Genomic DNA, 19,507 nt, shown 5'->3' with positions numbered 1-19,507 from the left:
AGAAGCTATTTCTCTTCTCTTGAAGAGAACCGTCATGCTTACTTACCCAATGACACCATATTTGTCAAAAGGCGGTACGCACCGGGCACACCGGCGGGCAGTTCCCGGAAAAGCGAGAGGCCTGTGTAGATGTAATGACCTTTGCCGTAGTCGGCAACGAGGATGGCGCTTTCCTTAGCCGATTCGTTGGGGTCATGGCTGCTGATAACGGGTTGGTACTTGGCATCCCACTGCGAGGGATAGTAGAGGCCTTGTTCCTGCACCCAGCCTTCAAAATCCTTGGCTGTTATCTTGTTGGGCGTGTTTAGCAACGGCTGCTGAGGCTTCAGGAAGGTAACCGCTGCATTTTCCACCGTCACCCGGTCGCTGGAAAGCGTGAGCGGGTACGGGCCAATCTGTGGCATGACAGTACCGCGGTTCACTACGTACTGCACCACCATATTGCCGCCATTCTCGACGTAGCGTAGCAGGGTAGGCTGTAGTGCTTTCAGTTTATCAATAGTATTGTAGGCCCTGATACCCAACACCACAGCATCGAAGCGGCGCAGGTTGGCGTCGGTGATGTCCTCGGGCTTAAGCAGCGTCACGTTGTAGCCGATCTGGCGCAGTGCGTCGGGCACTTCGTCGCCAGCCCCCATCAGGTAGGCAATTTCCTGGCCTTTGCGCTTGAGGTCCAGCTTCACGAGCGGAGCCACTGCTTCGGGGAAAAGCGTTTGCGTAGGAATGTGGTTGTACTCGATGGCCTGGTAACCGCGCGAGTACTGCTGCCCATCCACAGTAGCTACAGCGCGCAACTCGGTTTTGCCTTCTACCGCACCCACACCAGGCTGCACCTGAAACAGCACAGTTTGCTCGGCATCCTTATTAGCAAGGTCGAAAGGAATGCTGGCGGGCTCGGCTTTCCAGCCTTTAGGTAGCGTTAAGGCCAAAGTGCCTTTCACACCTGCCTTACCAGCCCGCAACGTCACCGGCACAGTCTTGGGCTGGTTTTCGGCGAAGACATACGCCCGGCCGCCGATGTTTACCGCTACAGGCGGCACCACCGCCAACGGACGGTACTTCTCCCCTTCTACCGGGTCAGTGCTTTTGTATTGAACGGGAATACGAATTGTATACGAAGAAGCAGCTGTCCGAATTTCGTACGGAACGGTCAATACCGGGAAATTTTCAGGTTGGCCTACCAATATGTTTGCTTGGCTACCATCCTCAGAAAAAGTAGGGATGCTGTACATCCCGGTTGTGCCCGCTTTTTTAAGCCAATACGGTTGCGACGTTTCCGCAGGCACCGACAACTCCAATTGATTCTTTTCCGTGCTTAATGGTGACTTATCTATTGGCTTCTGCGCGACTGATTTAAAGGTGGAAGCTTGCGCATTTGCAATTCGTTTGGTTACCTCCATACTAACGCGCGCTTTCTCGCCAGCAACTACAGTGGGCTCACTTGCTACTGCTTCCACGTAGGTTCCAGAACAAGCATGCAATAACTGTAGGACCTCGCTTCCTTTCTCATTGATCCAAAATGCAGACTGCGATGCTGCTTTAGAGATTACAGGAGTAGGTTTAGTATTAAGCGTTGGAAAGACTGTTGCGCCATTCGCAAATGATGAGTTAGGCAGATTTGCAATGGCGTCCAGAACTGCACTAAGCCCCGCCACGCTAGCAGACGGGTTGGCCGCATCATACTTCCGGATCACCTCGTCAATCATCTTCCCAATTGCCGCTCCGCCGGGCACCCGGTTCCAAGTCATGTCGATACCCTCGAACGGGTCGGTCTTGGCCTTGTCGCCTTTTACATATTGGAGGTACTCCAGTGCCTCGCCGCGGGTCGCCGCCGAGCCGAAGCCCTGGCTCTTGTGTTGCGAGCGGCTGCGGGCAGCAATTTCGCCGTAGCTCTGGCCGAGTAGCGGATTGTAGGCGCCTGCGTCAACCTTGAGGTAGCCGCTCATGTCTTCGCCGGCCTTCACAAAGAAGCTGCCGGTGTTCCAATAGAGGCGCTTGGGCTGCCATACCTGCACGTATTTCAATTGCTCGGGAAACCGTTTTGGGTCACCAGCGGCATCGAAAGCTTCGGCGGCCAGAATGGCGGAAGCGGTGTGGTGGCCGTGGCCAGCGCGGGCGTCGGGCGGGAAGCGGGTGATAAGCACGTCGGGGCGGCGCTGCCGAATTACCCACACCATATCGGAAAGCACTTGTTCTTTGTCCCAGATGGTAAAGGTTTCCTCGGCGGTTTTCGAGAAGCCGAAGTCGTTGGCGCGGGTGAAGAACTGTCGGCCACCATCGATGCGGCGGGCAGCCAAAAGTTCCTGCGTCCGGATCACGCCGAGTTGTTCGCGCAACTCCGGACCAATTAGGTTTTGGCCACCGTCGCCGCGGGTACAGCTCAAGTAACCGGTTTCCAGCAGACGGCCGTTGGCGAGGTAAGCTATTAGGCGGGTGTTTTCGTCGTCGGGGTGCGCGGCCATGTACAGCGCCGAGCCCAGCACGTTGAGCTTTTTAAGACCCAGCAGGATTTCCGAAGACGAATATGTTTTGGGGGCTTGGGCAAAAGCAACCGAGGCCGGCAACAGCGGCAGTGCCGCCAAAAGCCCAGCAGCACAGAAAGAACGTAGGCGCATCATGAATCGGAATGAGAGCAATGGCAGTAAATATACAGGCCGCTGCGGCAGCTTACCCGCGTCGGCCTTCAGGAGGTGCTTGAATTGGTTGCTGAATGCAAACTGCTCGAGGTAACCAACTGTAGCACCAGCCTAGGTTAATTTGCTAGTGTCTTTGTTGTTTCAACTCCTAACCGCTTGACGTGTTGCTAGAAAGTGTAGTTGTCAGCTCACACAAAAAAGTCCTCCCAACACCTTAGGAGGACTTTTTAATTGAAGAAACCAGGGAAGCTATTCTTTCAGCAGCTTTACTGCATGCTGTTCTCCGTTCAAACTTAGGCGCAGATGATACAAGCCTTTAGGCAAGCTGCTTAGCTCAGGCAACTCAACTTGGCTGGTACCAGCATTCAAGAGCAAGGGCTGGTTGAAGACGGTGCGCCCTACCATGTCTGTTACGACCAGAGTGCCAGCGCGGGTGCCTTCCTGCGCAGGCAGGGTTAATGTTACCCCACTGCTGAAAGGATTGGGAGCAACCTCGAGTGCGGCCAATGCATTTGCTTTGCCGAAACTGACCACTTGAGGGCCATACGTTCCTTCTTTGCCATCGAAATCTATCTGGCGCAACCGATAGTAACGCACACCGCTCTTGCCGTTTTCGGTGTCCACGTACGTGTAGGTCCGGCGGCTAACTTGGGCTCCTTCGCTCTGGCTCGGCACGAAGCCTAACGCCCGAAACGTGCGGCCATCAGTGGATACTTGCACTTCGTAGCCGCGGCTATGCAGTTCCGAAGCAGTTTCCCAGCTTAGCAAGGTATTAGCATCCTGACGCTTCGCATCGAAACGAGTAAGCGTAACGGGCAAGGGCCGCAGTGGGCAGCTATTATTTACTGTGACTTGCTGGCTACCCTGAACAATAGTGAATTGGGTCTGGTAATTTCTTGTGTTGTAGTTGTAGTAATTAGTACCATTACCACAACCTTGATAATCTGCCTCTAGATACACTTCTAGAACATAATTACCCGGTAGCCTTCCCTCTATCAAGTTGACAACACCCCGATTTTCATACCATTTCTGATATCTGGAGAACCCATCGTTTGCGAAATCCTCAACCAAAGGAAATCCAACGCTGCAGAATGGTATACCAGGTTTATCGGTATCCGGGGTGTCAGCAAGATAAACACGATACCGGATTCGAGCTGCGTATACATCACAGCCTCTGTTTTTTAGGAGCTTTGCTTCTGCGCCTCTTAAGATGAATTTTTCGTCTGTTGTGAAGGTACCAAAATTGATACCATTGAAGTCTGGATTGCCTGTAGTGGTGGTAGGGTTCAGGTCGTAATAATTGTCACTTACTCCTCTAGCATTCAGAATGACGTACCCCTCATAAATATAGGCATCGGCCAATAACTTTTGAGGAAGCAGCACAGTAATCAATAGAAGCAAGAACAGCCAATGCTTGCGGCTGAATACAGGAAATTTTGAGGGATAATGGGGTAAATTCATTTTCATAGAAAGTTGGTAGGAAGTGAAAGTAGCGAGGCAAAAAGCGGCTAGACCATAGCAGCAGGTAGCTGATGGGATGGATTGCAAGCCGACACAAAGGATTTTTCATGCTCTTATTCTCCACATTCCAACGCCACTCAAGCTAGAAGAGCCCTATTTATTGTAGGTTCAGTACTGCAAATCTAAACTAAAATTAGCTCGTCTATTATATTTCTATGAAATAGTTGAATTAAGCTAAAGTTAATATAGTACTATAGCTACATCCGCCACTTTGCAGGTTTAAGTGCTTTCTATGCGTCCTACCCAACACCACATGGGTCTATAGGGCGGAACTTGTTTTTCTATTTTTGTCAGCAAAGCTGAATTAAGCGGACCAGATTTTGTTATCGTCCGTATTTCCGCTTTCCCACTGCTTATATTTTCTGATGTCGTTTTCCTTTCCTTCCCAGTTGCGGAGTCTTGGTCTGGCCTTGTTGCTGCCCATGGCAAGCGCAGCCCAAAACACGGCACCGGCTGCTTTGCCAGCGGTGCCAATCCAACAATGGTTTCACCTCGACCCAACCGCCGATAAGGTAATGGGCGTTAGTGCCAAGCGTACTTACGAGGAATTGTTAAAAAACCGGACTTCCACGCCGGTAGTAGTAGCCGTTATTGATGCCGGCATCGACACGGCACACGCGGATCTGAAACGAGTACTGTGGACGAACCCGCGCGAAATAGCCGGCAACGGCAAAGACGACGACAAGAACGGTTACGTCGACGACGTTCGGGGCTGGAACTTTCTGGGCGGCAAAGACGGCCGCAACGTAGACGTGGAAACCTACGAGGATACTCGCCTGCTGGCTAAGCTGAAGCCGCTATACGAAGGCAAAGTGCGCACGGCCGTTCCCGCCGACAAGCGCGACGAGTTCGACTTGTATCAGAAAGTAAAGAAGAGCCAGGCCAGTAAAATAGCCGAAAACACCACCCAGTATCAGTCGCTTAGCGAAAACTACAAGCTAACCGAAGCTGGGGCCGAGAACTTGCGGCAGGCGTTGAATGTGCCTCGCCTCGACACGGCTACTCTGCACCGCGCCAAGCCCACCGACCCAAACCTATTGCGGGCTGCCCTCAGCCTCGACGCTAACCTGCGCTCTGCAGGCTATCCTGACCTCGAAACGGTACTTAAGGATATGAAAGAGGGCATGGATCAGAGCAAGAACCTGCTCGATTTCAGCCTGAACCCGACCTATAACCCGCGGGCTACCATCATCGGCGACGATCCATCCAACGTAAACGACCGCCTCTATGGCAACCGTGACACGCATGGCCCCGACCCTTCCCACGGTACCCACGTGGCCGGCATCATCGGTGCCGACCGTACCAACAACCTTGGCATTCTAGGCATTGCCGACAACGTGCGGCTGATGGCCGTACGTGCCGTACCCAACGGCGACGAGCGCGACAAAGATGTGGCCAATGCCATTCGCTACGCCGTCGACAATGGGGCCAGCATCATCAATATGAGCTTCGGCAAATACTACTCGCCCCAGCGCGAGGCAGTGGAAGCCGCTATTCAGTATGCCGAAAAGAAGGGCGTGCTGCTCGTACATTCGGCTGGCAACGAAAGCCAGGACATTGATACGGAAGTGGAATTTCCATCGCCGGTATACCTTAATGGCAAGCGCATTCCAAATATGATTACGGTGGGAGCTACGGCCCGCCTCAACGATAATCATATGGTGGCCGAGTTTTCCAACTACGGCAAGAAGAATGTAGACGTATTTGCTCCCGGCAATCAGATTTATTCCACGCTGCCGGGCCAGGAATATGGCAATAAGAGCGGTACCAGCATGGCCTCACCCGTAGTAGTTGGCATTGCCGCCGTGCTGAAGTCTTACTTTCCTAAGCTCACTGCCGAAGACATGAAGCGCATCATTCTGCAATCTGCAGTGGTCTACCATACCAAAGTAGTGAAACCAGGCACCAACAAAGAAGTGGACTTCGCTGAATTATCGAACACGGGAGGGTTGGTAAACCTCTACCAAGCCGTACAGCTAGCCGCGCGCCAGACCCCATAAACTAGCGTTGCAGACAATAAAAAACCCGGCGTGCTTAGAGTAGTACGCCGGGTTTTTTATTGTCTGCAACGCTAGCTGCACTATAAAATCAACTGTTTGTTATCTGTTACGAACGAGCTCGGTTTGAAATGCTAAGCCGGAACCCGCCCAAAGCAAACTGTGGAATTGTTGGGCGTGGGTAAGGTAGTGGCATCAAGCCCCACTTATTTTCGCCAGGTTTACTTGGCAATACTAAAAGCAGCAACAAGAGAGGCAGATTCAAAACCGGCACCACTAATGCAAGTGCGTGCCAACCGCTCAAGCCTAGGTCATGGAAACGAGGCACAGCTACTACAGCCGCCGAACCCGTGCAAACAACTATAAGCAACGCCACCAATCCAGAATGCAGCCAATTTGTGGTATCAACGGGAGGATGAACAAGTTCGAGCGGAATCAAGACCATTATCAACTGAACGCCATACCCAAATCGACTTAGCCTGCCTTGGAGAAATGTTAACTGCTGCATAACATAGGATAAGTTAGAAGTTTATCATTCGTGTTGGTTATGAGTAATAACTGCTTTCAAAAAGCAAGCTTGTGCGGCTTGCCTATTGATTCGGAATGCTCAATATATAGATTAACAATCTAAACGCAATAGAACTTTTCAAATTCCTTTCAATTCGCAGTCCTATACTTACTACTCCAAAAAATGCAGCATGCAGCTCATATATGCAGAGAAGGCACTCCTTTGCTTGTTGCCGCTGTAATTAATAAAATGGCAGCATTTCAGTTAAATCTAGCAATGTTACTAATGACATTATATTAATAAGAGGGTTTTGCTAGCAACTTATTGCCCGAATTGCCTTCTGAGGTTGCTAGATATACAGATGCGTGTGTTTCGATTTCTCGGCTGCAGTGACATCATTTAGTTGTATGTAACCCAACTGATACTAATTGCCACACTTTATCAGCCTTCTTTACTTTTTATCTTATTCCCAGATAAGTCTAGCCCTATCTTATAATGAAAGAAATTTATGTTTGCTGGCATTATGGACAAGATGAATCAGACAGCAATGGGTGAAAGCAACTCAAATAGAATCAGATAGACCAATTTGAAAGTCCATGTATGCAGCTTAATTCTGGCGCAGTTGGCAACAGATAGTGGCTGCTGACCGCGCTATGCCGCTTACCTTAGCGGCATGATTGACTCTTTGATTTTACAAGACCTGTATATCTATCCTGTTAAGTCGCTGGGCGGCATTCGGCTCACTGAAGCAGCCACCGAAAAGCGCGGCCTTCGTCACGACCGGCGTTGGCTACTGGTTGATGAGCGCAACCAATTTATGACGCAACGGCAAACCCCAGCAATGGCGCTGTTGCGCGTGGCGCCGGCCTACAATGGCTTTCTCCTCACGCACTCCCAGCGACCCGATTTACTGCCGCTTTACATTCCGTTTGAAGCTACCCCAGAGCGCACCTTATTCGTGACCATCTGGGATGATATGGTGTTCGGCTGGCGCGGCTCCCGCGAGGCCGACGAGTGGCTGAGCGAAGCGCTTGGGCAAGTCTGCAAACTGATTTATATGTCGGATATGGTGCGGCGCGATGTAGATCCGAACTTGAATCCCGAAGGACAACTTGTAAGTTTTGCCGATGAGTACCCCTTTCTGCTAATTGGTCAAAGCTCGCTCAATGACCTGAACTCCCGCCTCACAGACCCTGTGCTCATGGACCGGTTCCGGCCCAACTTCGTGTTTAGCGGCGGCGCTGCTTTCAGCGAAGACGCATGGGAACAATTTCGGATTGGGGAAGTGACCTTCCGAGCCGTACGCCCTTGCGCGCGGTGCGTCATGACTACGGTGGATCAGCAAACTTCTTTGCGCACCCCTACCGGCGAGCCACTACGCACCTTGGCCACTTACCGCTCGGTAGGCAAGAAAGTGATGTTCGGACAGAACGTGACAACCACCGAAAAAGGCTTGCTCCGGGTCGGCAGTGCGGTAGAAGTACTTAGCCTGAAGTCGTAAAATGGTGGGTTGGTGAAACAGTGAACTTGCCGGTTTGCTGGTTTCAATCGTAAGGGTTGCACAAGCTGAACTTACACCCAACTCACTGCTTTCTTATCTATGGACCGCACTTTTCTGCTCGACTTCCTACGCAATCTAGCGGCAAACAATCATAAGGCCTGGATGGACGACAACCGCGCGGCCTATAACCAAGCCCGGGCTATTTATACGGCGCTCATACAGGAAGTGCTAACCGGGCTGCAGGAGTTCGATCCGGATTTGCGAGCCCTTACGCCTGCCGACGTCATGTTCCGCATCAACAAGAACGACCGTTCACAACGCGACCCAGAGCCCTACAAACGACGCATGGGAGCAGGTATGAAGCGCGACGGACGCCATGCGCCTTGGGCCGGCTATTTTCTAGCGGTGCAGCCCGAAGGTCATACGTGGATGGGCGCCGGCGTTTGGAAGCCCGATACAACTGCTTTAACTCGAATACGCCAGGAGATTTATTACAACGGCGCCGAGTTTCAAACACTGCGTGAAGATCCACAGCTACTGCACTATTTCCCGGCGGGTCTGCAAGGAGAACGGCTCCAACGCCCGCCCCGCGGCTACAACCAACAAACGCCCGACCTGGAATGGCTGCGTCTGAAGGAATTCAGGGTTTCACAAACCTTCCCCGACAGTGAAGTGCTTCGTCCTGATTTTGCGGCTCGCGTGGTAACTGGCTTGCGCACCACATTGCCACTGGTGCGGTTTCTTAATCAGGCTATGAGCGCCGAAAACTGAGTAGAATAGCTTGCTCTTTAAACCAGCTATAAACCACGTATCCTGAAAAAGTATGCTGAACTAGCATGCCTCCTCAGGATACGGGTTAATGCACGACTACAAAGCCCGAGTACGCGCTAGAACAAGCCAAAGAGGGTACTGTTGATCCGCTCGATAATAGTACCTAGATCTTCTGGGTTCTGCACGTAGTCGAGGTGGTTGACATCGACGATGAGCAGTTTGCCGTGCTTGTAGTTAGCTATCCATTGCTCGTAGTGCCCATTTAGGTTTTTGAGGTAGTCGATCTTGATGTTGTTTTCGTAGTCGCGGTTGCGCTTCTGAATCTGATGGATGAGCCGAGGCAAATCGGCACGCAGATACAACAGCAAATCCGGTGGGCGCACCATGTTGATCATCGACTCAAACAGGCCGAGATAGTTTTGGTAGTCCCGCTCGGTCATTAGCCGCGATTCGTGCAGGTTGGCGGCAAAAATGTGCGCATCCTCATAAATGGTGCGGTCCTGGATGACTCCTTTGCCGGCCGCTTGCAGCTCCTTGATGCGCTGCGTCTGCTTGAAACGACTGTTCAGGAAATATACCTGCAAATGGAACGCCCAGCGGGGCATGTCGTCGTAGAAATCCTTGAGGTAGGGATTATGGTCGACGTCTTCCAGAAATACTTCCCAGTTGAAATGGTGAGCCAGCTTGTTGGCCAGCGTGGTTTTGCCGGCTCCAATGTTGCCGACGATGGCAATGTGCATACAAGTGAAGAAAGAATGCGCGCCCGGCCGCCGTGGCCTAGCCTAAACAACAAAAGTACTGAATCCGCCCTCTCAACGCGCCCCTCATTTTTTCTATATTACTTATTTATTATATTGATAGAGAAGTCCAGCACCTGTGTTGCCGATGTCTGCTCCCACGTTTTCCGCCCGTCCTGAAATAGCATTCGTTCACCCCTCGTTTCCAGAACCTGAGGCGCAGGACTTGGGGCTTGTGCTTGATGCCCACGGCGCTCCACTGCTACAGCAGTTCTACTTGCCCGCCGAACAATTGCTGTACGTGCAGTGGTTTGGCAACCTCACGGCCGATTCGGTTGTGGCCGGAGCCCAAGCCGTACTCGCCACTCAGGAGCAGCTGAAGTTCCCGTTGTTGCTCAATAACAAGCACGGCTCAACCGGCGACTGGAGTGAGGCCATGGAGTGGCTGGAATTTGAATGGCTGCCGCAGGCCTACAGATTGGGGCTCCGAGCTTTTGCCTACGTCTTTGCCCCCGACCTAAACAACCAGCTGGCCTCGCTGGACTTTGTAGCCCGCTCCAGCCAGCTGTTGTCTATCCAGGTTTTCTATGATGCCGACAACGCGCGTACTTGGCTCCAAACGCATCGGCTGCAGTAAAGCACGTTTCTGGCCGAGGGCTTAGCTTATTTATCTATCACTTCTTTAGCATCCCGTGCGGCCTCTAGAGTGCGGAACTCTCCTTGCCAAGAACGAATCCGGACGCGGTCTTCCAACGGCAACTGTTCGCGCACTTGGGCATAACGGGCATTCAAATTGGAGAGCACAACGCCCGCCTTGCTCCAGTCGGCGGCGGTCCATTGGCGGCGCTGCTCCCGGGTAGAACCAATAAAGCGAGCGTAGAGGTCGGGCAATTCAGTGGCGCGGGCGCTGCTCAATACCACTTTCTCGCCGAGCAAGCGGTCTTGGGTTTGCTGCGCAGTTTCGGGGCGGCGCGCTTTCGCGTCTAGGCTGTCTTGCTTGGCGGCCCAATCTTCATAGCGCTTCTTCTGGTCGCCGTATTCGCGCTTGCCCTGCGCCGATAGGCTATCTACACTGCGGTCGATGCGCTTGCTTTGGCGGTCGAACTCGGCACTAATGCGCGGCATTTCGCGGCGCACGCCTGCTTCGGCACGATTTAGTTTGTCACTTACCCAATCGCTGAAAATGCGCAAATCCTTTTCTACACCGGACACGGTTTGAGAAGTTGACGTTTGCGTAGTCGATTTCTGCGTGGCGGGCTTTTGCGTGGTCGTTTGCTGGGCTTGGGTGGTGGAAGCCGAAGCAAGCGTGACTAACAGGAGCGACAAGGGGAAAGCGAAACGTTTCATAGGGAACAGGTAAGGGAATTGACCTATCAACGGTCGAGAACAGGTAGGGTATACGTCTGCCTGGCAATTTCCGGCCCAAAACGGTGAAATCGGCCCTCAAGTTCGGTTCTTACTTGTAAAATGCCGTTTTTGCAGCCTATGTCTGCTTTTGCTCCTGCTGCTATTACTATTCGGCCCGCCGCTCTGGCCGACATTCCTACCATCATCGAGTTGGCCGAAGCCACCTGGGAACCTACATACCGCTTCATCATCTCCAAAGAGCAAATCGACTACATGTACCGCGTCATCTACACGCCGGCTTCGCTGCAGCGCCAGATGACCAACGACGAGCATACGTTTCTACTGCTTTACACCGATGACCAGCCCGCTGGTTTTGCTTCGTTTTCGCGCTTGCCTCTGGAAACCAACGTTTTCAAGCTCCAGAAAATCTATGTACTTCCTTCCCACCAAGGCCAAGGCTTAGGCCAGCATCTGGTGGCCGCCGTAGAAGAAGCCAGCCGCTCGGCCGGGGCCCATGCGTTGGAACTCAACGTCAACCGCAACAACCCAGCCCTGGCTTTCTACGAACACCAAGGGTTTACGCGGCACCGGGAAGAAGACATTCCTATTGGCCCTTTCTGGATGAACGACTATATCATGCGTAAGGAACTACGCTAGTAGTGCAACGAGGCTAGTGTTCAAACTGCACCATCCAATCTTGTGCATCGCCAAGCAACTATCTTCTCATCGTCCTCTTCTCACTATTTCACCACTTCACCCTCTCATTACATGGCTACGAAACTCACTGTCCTTAGCAACGGCTCCCTCCGCGTAGAGGGCACCGATATTGAACTTGTTGATGCCCAGGGACAGCCCTACGGCTTAGGTGGCCGCGAACGAATCAGCATCTGCCGCTGCGGCCTTTCCAATCAGAAGCCCTTCTGCGATGGGTCGCACAAAGGGCATTTCGAGCACGCTGCCATTGCTTTTGATTTGCCGGCACCCAAGCCTGCTACGCCGCCTGTAGCTCCGCCTACCTCGGGCACCCCACCGTTGAGCTAACCGCAACGCTACTTCACAAACAAGCCCCTACTACCGCGTGGTAGCAGGGGCTTGTTGCGTTTACAAGGAATCGGCGGGTTAGGCGCTTGCTTAGGCTTGCTGAAACAAGGAATTCACGAGGTCCACGTATTCCTGGCGGGCTTCATCGGCACTTTTGCCTTTGAGGCTGCTCCAGGCATCGTATTTGGCAATGGCTTTGAAGTCGAAGCCGCCGGGCCGGTCGCCGGTAACGTCGCCTTCGGAGGCTTGCTTGTAGAGGGAATAAAGCTGCAGTAGTACGGCATTGGAAGGTTTGCTAGGCAATTCTTTGCTGCGGGCGGCTGCGGCTTCGAATTCTTCGGGAGTGGCCATAAAGTGGGTCAGTAAATGGATGAATGGGCCGGAAGGTACGGAGGACGACCATAATTTACGCTGCAAGCAGACTATTTTTTGGTGGGATTAGGCGCGAGCAGCGTGCTGCGCAGCATGAGTTCTACGGGTCTACAGTAGCTGAATCCTAGTGGAAGAGCATCATGTAGCTGAAAACTCCTTACTTGGGCGTGCACTGGCTTTTCGTGTTCAACCTAATTCCTCTATGCTTCGGAAAACACTTGTACTCTCTGTTCTAACTCTTGCCTTGCACCTACCCACAGCGCAGGCGCAGAAAACCTACTTGCAGTGCGGCCGCCTGCTGGATATGCGTCAGGAGCGCGCCCAAACCGAAGCTACCATAGTAGTCGAAAACGGCCGTGTGGTGTCTATCCAAAAAGGGTACCAAAGCGGTGGTCCCACCGATAAAGTCATTGACCTGAAGAATCGGACGGTGCTGCCAGGCCTAATCGACTGCCATGTGCACCTAGAAGACGAGACCAGCAAAGACGGCTTTGTAAAAGAACTCACTCAGAACCCGGCCGACATAGCGTTCAACAGCCTCACTTACGCCCGCAAAACGTTGCTGGCCGGCTTCACAACGGTGCGCGACTTGGGCGGCTCGGGCGTGAACGTGGCCTTACGCAACGCCATCAACCGGGGGCAGGTAACGGGGCCTCGCATCTTCACAGTTGCTAAGGCTATATCGGGCACCGGGGGCCACATGGACCCCACCAATGGCTACCGCCTCAACCTGATGGGCACCCCTGGCCCTGCCGAGGGCGTAATCAATGGCCCCGACCAAGGGCGCCAAGCTGTGCGGGAGCAGTATAAGCGCGGCGCCGACCTAATAAAAATTGCCAGCACGGGGGGCGTACTGAGCGTAGCCAAAGACGGCTCGGCGCCCCAGATGACCGAGGCAGAAATACGGGCCATAGTGGAAACGGCGCACGACCTGGGGTTGCGCGTGGCCTGCCACGCCCACGGCGCCGAGGGCATGAAGCGCGCCGTGCGAGCAGGCGTCAATAGCATCGAGCACGGCACCCTGATGGACGACGAGACCATGCGGCTGATGGTGAAAAACGGGACTTGGTACGTGCCCACCATCACGGCCGGCAAGTCGGTGGCTGATTCGGCTAAAATCCCGAACTACTACCCGCCGCTGGTTACGCCCAAGGCCTTGGCCATCGGGCCGAAGCTACAGGGCACGTTTGGGCGGGCGTACAAGGCCAAGGTGAAGATTGCCTTCGGGACGGATGCGGCCGTGTTCCGGCACGGGGCTAATGCGCTGGAGTTTCAGTACATGGTGGAAGCCGGCATGCCCGCCTATGAGGCGTTGCGCAGCGCTACCGTGTCGGCCGCCGAGCTACTCGACCAAACCGCCAACCTCGGCACGTTGGAGCCTGGCAAGTTCGCCGACGTGGTAGCCGTGGAAGGCGACCCAACCCAGGATATCAAGATTATGCAGCAAGTGCGGTTTGTGATGAAGCAAGGCGTGGTTTATCGGCAGGAGTAAGCGCAACGGTGGGGCGAGCTTGGCTTAATTTGTTGCTAGCCAAAAATTCTGTTTTGCTATACAACAAAATGGTGGTGACTGTCCTCTTTACGCCACTTTCCTCCTGCTTTACCTCTCGTCGTTACTTCCCTATCTCCTAAGCTTTACCCGTGAAAATCTTTACTGCCCTTACCACGTTGTGCCTTGTAGCCGCTGCCATACCTGCCCTGGCTCAAACTGAGTTGAACACCCGGCCTCCGGTAGGCACTAGGCCGGCGCCGGGCACTCGTGCTACCCTGTCCATAGCCCGGCCCTCCGACTTAAGCACTTACCGCACGTCCACGCTGGGTATAGACCTAGGGTGGGGTGGGCCTTACGGCGGCTTAGGTGTCAACTATGCCCATTTAGTAGGCCCCTCCACCGATGTGAATGTGGGCGTAGGATTGGGGTTTGGCGGTAAGATTGGAATTGGCCTACGGCAGTATTTAAGTCCGCGCAGGCCTCTTTCTCCTTATCTTGGGCTCAATCTGTCTCGCTCAGGCCGGTTGGACAATCTAACGCTCACGCTAAACGAAGACACGCCTTCGGAGGAGAAGGCCGATGTGCGGTTTGCTCCTAGCGCGCTGCTGCACCTGCGCTCCGGTTTGCGGTGGCAGCCGGGCCGTGTCGGGCTTATCGGGACTTTGGGCTACGGCGTACGCCTATCCAGCGACCCGGCAACCTATGTCACCTCCACTGGGGTGTCACCGTCCCAGCGGATGCGTGATTTGGTAGATATTCTTAGTCCCGGCGGCATCGAGCTATCTATTGGCATGAGCATCGGGCTGAGTCAGTAACCCTTTAGTAGCTCTTTAATCTGTTCTTCTGTTGACAGCTCCCACTACCGGCCAATCTTCTCGTTTGCTGCGCCTGCTAGGCATGGGGTTCGGGCTGGCTGTGGTAGTGGGCGGCACCACCGGTACAGGCGTGCTCCGCTCGCCCCGCGAAGTAGCGGAAGCCGTAGGTTCGCCAAACGGTGTGCTGCTCGTGTGGCTGGCAGGCGGATTTTATGCCTTGTTAGGTGCGAATTCCATTGCCGAGCTCGGGGCCATGCTACCGCAGGCCGGTGGCTGGTACGGCTACGCGCACCGCGCTTTCGGCGAGTTCGTGGCGGTGGTAGTGGGGTGGGGCGACTGGGTGAGTAGCTGCGTAACAGGTGCCCTGGTAGCCTTGATGATGGCCACTTATGCAGCCGAGCTATTCCCGCTGCTAGCCGGCCACGAACGCACGGTGGCGGCGGCTGCGGTTGGCGGGCTTGGCCTCATTCAATGGCGCGGCTTGCGCGAAGCCAGCCGCGCCCAAGAGCTGACGGCCTTGCTCATGGCGCTGGCGCTGGCGGTACTGCTAACCGGCAGCTGGTGGCTGCCGGCCGCCCCTGTTTCAAAAAGCAGTGGTTTGGCTGGGCCGGGCGCGCTGGCGCTGGTAGTGGCATTCCAGGCGGTCATCTTTGCTTACGACGGCTGGTACGCCGCTATCTACTTTGCCGAGGAAGACCATGATCCGGCCCGCGCCGTACCGCGCTCCATGCTAGGCGGTGTGGCCCTCGTTATCCTTACCTATGCCTTGCTCAATGCGGCGCTCTTGCACGCGCTACCTTTCAGTAAGTTGATTGGCACCGAATTGCCGCTGGCAGAAGTTGCCGACCGACTATTGGGCACCTGGGGACGCCGGGCCATGCTGGCCGTGGCAGTGCTAGGTCACCTGGGTGTACTCAACTCGGTGCTCCTGATGGCTACGCGCGTGCTGTTTGCCTTGAGCCGCGACGGGCACTTGCCTCGCCCCTTAGCCCAAGTGCACGAGCGAGGTACCCCGCGCCCAGCGTTGCTGGTAGCTACTGGCCTTACGTTGCTACTCATGGCAACGGGTAGCGCCGAGCAGTTGCTGGCCGTCACGAGTATCTTGTTTGTGAGCTACTATGCCGTCGGGTTTGGCGCCGTGCTTTGGCTGCGCCGCACCGCTCCCGAGTTGCCTCGCCCCTACCGCGCATGGGGCTATCCGTACACAACTGGGCTGGCGCTGTTGGTCTCTATCGGCTTTCTCGTAAGTAATGCAGTGGCGGAACCTGGTAACACCTTGTTGGCCGCTGGGCTGATAGCGGGCAGCTATCCACTGTATAAGCTGTCAACCCGCCGAAGCAGGATGTAGCCCCTTGCTTTCGTTGCTGTTTTGGCAGGCAAAGTAGCAGCTCAACTATAACAATTACGCAGCAGCTTCGCGTAAAGGGAGGACTTTGCCTCTCCCTCCGCACATTATGAAGCCTTCCGAACTGAATGCCCTTCTCAAGAAATTTTTGCAGTACAAGCTTACCGTGGCCTTTGCCGAAAGCTGCACGGCTGGTTTGCTGGCTTCTGAATTTGTAAAAGGCGAGGCGAGCAGTGAGGTATTGCTTGGCTCCGTCGTCACGTACCATCCGGTGGCCAAGCAGCGCTTGCTAGGCGTGGAAAAGGAAACCTTGGCTATGTACACGGCCGAAAGCCAGCAAGTCACCAATGAAATGGTTATGGGCTTGCACAAGCACTTACCTACGGCCGATGTCTGCGTGGCCGTGACGGGCTTGTGCGGGGCCGGGGCTTCCGAGTCCGATGAGAAGCCGGTGGGTACCATGTACTTCACCATTCTGCACGAAAACCGGGCGAAAGAGCTACGCCAAGAGTTTGAAGGTAACTGCGACAAAGTGCGCCAACTGGCCGTAGACTTCATATTGCAGCACCTGAGCGAGCTACTCGACAACTACGCCGAACAGCACGCCAACGACGCCATCGTCACCAAAATAGAGCAAAGTTGAACGGCGAGCGGCAGAGCCACAGGGCCACTATTTCACGACTTTGCCTATTCCAGCTTATTGGGGAGGTCGAGCATTAGCTTCAAGTTTTGGCGCACGATGTCGCCCATGTTGCGGCAGCGGTTGAAAGCCGTGGTTTGATGGTGCAGGTTTAGCTCGCTCTTGAGTTGCGCTACTTTCTCGGGCGGAGCTAGCTCTTCGCGGCGCATACAGTCCATAAGTTCCTTAAGGCGGTAGCGTTCCAGGCGCACCCGGCGCTGCATCACCACCCGCTCTTCGGTTTGATACTGACGGATAGCTTCGGCTTTCAGGAAACGGCTGCACATCTGAATCACGGCCAGATTATCCTTGAAGTACTGGGGCAAGTACATGGTTTTGCGGCCCTCGTAGCTCTGCTGGTCGAAGTCGATGGCGCGGACGCGGTACTGCTCGGCCTCTAGGTCGGGCGTCACCACAATTACATAGTTGTAGGAGCGCATATCGCCGAGCAAGCGGGCAAAGCACCGCTCGTTGAATTTTACAAACTCTTTGGCAATACGCACCTGGTTGAAGGGCATCTGGGGCATACGGGTCCGAATAAAATCGTCGCCGGGAATGCCCGCAATGTGCTCCTCCACTAAGGTGTCGCCGCTCACGAGGTAACTCAGGCGGTTCGGCGACAAGAGGTGCTCTAGCTCCAGCCCGTACACGCGGGAGGCATCGGCCGTCTTCACGTAGAAATAGTCGTAGTTGTCATTGAGGCGATTGACGATGCGCACTCGAAACGGTCTGGAATTGCCGAAGCGGCAATAGTCGATACGGTCGGCCAGCAGGTGGTCGGTAAACGACAAGTCGCCATCAGTCTTGAGCAGAGCATACACTTGGGCTAGGCCTTCGCTGAGTTCGCGCAGGGTTTGCGGCTCGTAGAAAACAGTTTCCCAAAGCGTGTCGTTGCCATATCGGTCGACCAGCGGAAAAGCCCCACTGAAGTGCGTGAGGTCCCGGTAGCTGACGGGCAACAGGGTTTCCCGGTCGTAGTGGTGCAAATACTCGCGTAGCGCTGGCTTAATCGAGTAATTGAGCTTCTTTTTCGAGATAAGCGCCATGGCTGACAAGCAAACAAACAACAAGCAAAAAAGTAGGTGACGGCAGGCAAGTACTACGAGCACTGGGCGGCACGTATCGAAGCCTAACGGTTCCAGCAAACGAGTTAGATGTAGGCTTCAACCGGCAAGATGACCGGCTTTTTCCTGATTTCATACTGGGCTTATCTCCTAATAACCCAACCCCTTACTCATGTATTCAACTTAACTTTACGGGTCTATTTACGGGTACAGCCGCTACACCATGAAAAAACCGTTTCTTGTTCTGCTTTGCTTGGCTTTGTTAGTACCGGTTACGTCGCCGGGCTGGGGTTTCTTTGCGCACCGCACCATTGCGCAGCTGTCGGTGTACGCGCTGCCTTCCAGCTTGCAGCCATTTTACTTCCGGCACATGAAGGAAATCGTGCGGCTCTCGACGGCTCCTGATGAGCGGCGCGACTCCGACCCCAAGGAAGCTCCCAAGCACTTTATCGACATGGACCACTACGGCGACGACCCGTTTGGCCTCATGCCCAAAGCCTGGGACAAAGCCGAAGCTAAATACACCGCCGATACGCTTCGCAAGTACGGCACGGTGCCGTGGCAAATCATGGAAACGAAAGACGACCTTACGGCCGCCTTCAAAGCCCGTGACACGGCGGCCATCGTGCGCCTTTCCGCCGATTTGTGCCATTACGTAGCCGATGCTTTCGTGCCGTTGCACACCACCGTCAACTACGACGGGCAACTTAGCAATCAGAACGGCTTGCACTCCCTCTGGGAATCCAAGCTGCCCGAGCGCCACATTGCCGAGTACAAGCTCGACAACGAATCGGCGAAGTACGTGAAGGACCCGCTAACCGATATCTGGCAAGTAATTCAGAGTTCTTACGGCTTCCTGGGAGCTACTTTCGACATGGAGGAGAAAGTAACGCGCAACTTCACCCCCGAAACGAAATATGTGTATTCGCATAAGTACGGCAAAACGCGGCGCTCCTATTCCGATGCCTTTGCCGATGCCTACCACAAAGAAGTAGGTGGCCAGGTGGCTTGGCGCCTCAAGCTAGCACCCACGTTTGTGTCGTCGCTTTGGCTAACGGCTTGGCGCGACGGTGGCAGCCCCAACTTATCGGAACTGCTAGCCAAAAAGCAATCCAAAGAAGAAAAGGAAACACTGGACAAGCAGCTGAAAGTGTGGAAAGACAACGAGTTGGTGCCTCAGCAGATGCTTCTTGCTCTGGAGAAAGAAAAGGCGACAGTGCAAGCCGACCAAATCAACTCGGCAGTAGACATGACTGCGCCCGTATTGGAAACTGCCACTCCCGCCGAGCCTACTCCTGCTCCATCGGCTAAGGCGGGCTCTCCCATCCCGGGCGCGCCTGTGCCAGTAGGTGCCGAGAAGGTGAAAGTAAAGACCAAGAACGCCGAAGGCAGCACCAAGCAAAAAGAGAAAAAGCAGAAAGCCGCCAAAAAGAACGACGATGGCTGGAGCACTCCAGCCGGTTCGGGCTGGTAAAGGACTTCATTAATAGCAAAAGGCGCCCTCCGCTTATCGGAGGGCGCCTTTTTTATTTCCGGTAAAAGAAAACTGGACACTAAAAAGTTGCAGCCATCAATATTCAGAAACCTGAATAAAACGTAGCGAATTAGATGTATCTTCTACCAAGTAAAGGTATACTTAGCAAGACACCTGTTGGCATGAGACGATGGATTTCGCAGACGT

General features: G+C 54.2%; 17 protein-coding genes. 11 read left to right on the top strand and 6 right to left on the bottom strand.

Going from position 1 to position 19,507, the window contains the following annotated elements:
- Positions 1 to 38: 38 nt before the first annotated feature.
- Complete coding sequence (locus P1X16_RS03160) at positions 39 to 2,618, bottom strand: PIG-L family deacetylase (protein WP_346771230.1); 2,580 nt, start codon at positions 2,616 to 2,618, stop codon at positions 39 to 41.
- A 267-nt stretch (positions 2,619 to 2,885) separates the two neighbouring features.
- Positions 2,886 to 4,103, bottom strand: coding sequence for a T9SS type A sorting domain-containing protein (locus P1X16_RS03155; RefSeq protein WP_277226280.1), 1,218 nt, complete (start codon positions 4,101 to 4,103; stop codon positions 2,886 to 2,888).
- 419 nt (positions 4,104 to 4,522) lie between these two features.
- Here P1X16_RS03155 and P1X16_RS03150 point away from each other — a divergent pair, with 419 nt between their 5' ends.
- The 3 genes from P1X16_RS03150 (at position 4,523) to P1X16_RS03140 (ending at position 8,934) form a co-directional block, all read left to right on the top strand.
- Positions 4,523 to 6,157, top strand: coding sequence for a S8 family peptidase (locus P1X16_RS03150; protein ID WP_277226278.1), 1,635 nt, complete (start codon positions 4,523 to 4,525; stop codon positions 6,155 to 6,157).
- A 1,178-nt stretch (positions 6,158 to 7,335) separates the two neighbouring features.
- A complete protein-coding gene (locus P1X16_RS03145; protein WP_277226276.1) occupies positions 7,336 to 8,163 on the top strand; it encodes an MOSC N-terminal beta barrel domain-containing protein in 828 nt (275 codons plus the stop codon).
- Positions 8,164 to 8,262: 99 nt separating this feature from the next.
- Positions 8,263 to 8,934 (top strand): DUF2461 domain-containing protein, encoded by a 672-nt coding sequence (locus P1X16_RS03140; RefSeq protein WP_277226274.1) that lies wholly within the window; start codon positions 8,263 to 8,265, stop codon positions 8,932 to 8,934.
- Between the two features lie 116 nt (positions 8,935 to 9,050).
- Here the strand turns inward: P1X16_RS03140 and P1X16_RS03135 are convergent, their stop codons facing one another.
- The gene (locus P1X16_RS03135; protein ID WP_277226272.1) at positions 9,051 to 9,674 is read right to left on the bottom strand and encodes a deoxynucleoside kinase; all 624 of its coding nucleotides are present in this window, start codon (positions 9,672 to 9,674) and stop codon (positions 9,051 to 9,053) included.
- 145 nt (positions 9,675 to 9,819) lie between these two features.
- Here P1X16_RS03135 and P1X16_RS03130 point away from each other — a divergent pair, with 145 nt between their 5' ends.
- Positions 9,820 to 10,308, top strand: a complete 489-nt coding sequence (locus P1X16_RS03130; protein WP_277226270.1) for a hypothetical protein — start codon at positions 9,820 to 9,822, stop codon at positions 10,306 to 10,308.
- A gap of 26 nt (positions 10,309 to 10,334) precedes the next feature.
- Here P1X16_RS03130 and P1X16_RS03125 read toward each other — a convergent pair whose 3' ends face one another.
- A complete protein-coding gene (locus tag P1X16_RS03125; protein WP_277226268.1) occupies positions 10,335 to 11,018 on the bottom strand; it encodes a hypothetical protein in 684 nt (227 codons plus the stop codon).
- Between the two features lie 138 nt (positions 11,019 to 11,156).
- On the opposite strand from P1X16_RS03125, the gene P1X16_RS03120 reads away from it, so the two are divergent.
- Positions 11,157 to 11,675, top strand: a complete 519-nt coding sequence (locus P1X16_RS03120) for a GNAT family N-acetyltransferase (RefSeq protein ID WP_277226266.1) — start codon at positions 11,157 to 11,159, stop codon at positions 11,673 to 11,675.
- Between the two features lie 111 nt (positions 11,676 to 11,786).
- Positions 11,787 to 12,059 carry a CDGSH iron-sulfur domain-containing protein gene (locus P1X16_RS03115; RefSeq protein WP_277226265.1) on the top strand — a complete coding sequence of 91 codons (273 nt, stop codon included), beginning with the start codon at positions 11,787 to 11,789 and terminating at the stop codon, positions 12,057 to 12,059.
- Positions 12,060 to 12,149: 90 nt separating this feature from the next.
- Here P1X16_RS03115 and P1X16_RS03110 read toward each other — a convergent pair whose 3' ends face one another.
- Positions 12,150 to 12,410, bottom strand: coding sequence for an acyl-CoA-binding protein (locus P1X16_RS03110; protein WP_277226263.1), 261 nt, complete (start codon positions 12,408 to 12,410; stop codon positions 12,150 to 12,152).
- 325 nt (positions 12,411 to 12,735) lie between these two features.
- Here P1X16_RS03110 and P1X16_RS03105 point away from each other — a divergent pair, with 325 nt between their 5' ends.
- From P1X16_RS03105 to P1X16_RS03090, 4 genes are all read left to right on the top strand, one after another.
- Positions 12,736 to 13,923, top strand: coding sequence for an amidohydrolase family protein (locus P1X16_RS03105; RefSeq protein ID WP_277229440.1), 1,188 nt, complete (start codon positions 12,736 to 12,738; stop codon positions 13,921 to 13,923).
- A 149-nt stretch (positions 13,924 to 14,072) separates the two neighbouring features.
- Complete coding sequence (locus P1X16_RS03100; RefSeq protein ID WP_277226262.1) at positions 14,073 to 14,738, top strand: hypothetical protein; 666 nt, start codon at positions 14,073 to 14,075, stop codon at positions 14,736 to 14,738.
- Between the two features lie 31 nt (positions 14,739 to 14,769).
- Complete coding sequence (locus P1X16_RS03095) at positions 14,770 to 16,086, top strand: APC family permease (RefSeq protein ID WP_277226260.1); 1,317 nt, start codon at positions 14,770 to 14,772, stop codon at positions 16,084 to 16,086.
- A 106-nt stretch (positions 16,087 to 16,192) separates the two neighbouring features.
- Complete coding sequence (locus tag P1X16_RS03090; protein ID WP_277226258.1) at positions 16,193 to 16,726, top strand: nicotinamide-nucleotide amidohydrolase family protein; 534 nt, start codon at positions 16,193 to 16,195, stop codon at positions 16,724 to 16,726.
- A gap of 44 nt (positions 16,727 to 16,770) precedes the next feature.
- Here the strand turns inward: P1X16_RS03090 and P1X16_RS03085 are convergent, their stop codons facing one another.
- Positions 16,771 to 17,808 (bottom strand): hypothetical protein, encoded by a 1,038-nt coding sequence (locus P1X16_RS03085; protein ID WP_277226255.1) that lies wholly within the window; start codon positions 17,806 to 17,808, stop codon positions 16,771 to 16,773.
- Positions 17,809 to 18,049: 241 nt separating this feature from the next.
- Here P1X16_RS03085 and P1X16_RS03080 point away from each other — a divergent pair, with 241 nt between their 5' ends.
- On the top strand, positions 18,050 to 19,300 hold the full coding sequence (locus P1X16_RS03080) for a hypothetical protein (RefSeq protein WP_277226253.1): 1,251 nt from the start codon (positions 18,050 to 18,052) through the stop codon (positions 19,298 to 19,300).
- Positions 19,301 to 19,507: the final 207 nt, after the last annotated feature.

Source organism: Hymenobacter sp. YC55, from assembly GCF_029433095.1.
Lineage (GTDB): Bacteria > Bacteroidota > Bacteroidia > Cytophagales > Hymenobacteraceae > Hymenobacter.
This window is presented reverse-complemented; position numbering and strand designations above follow the sequence as displayed.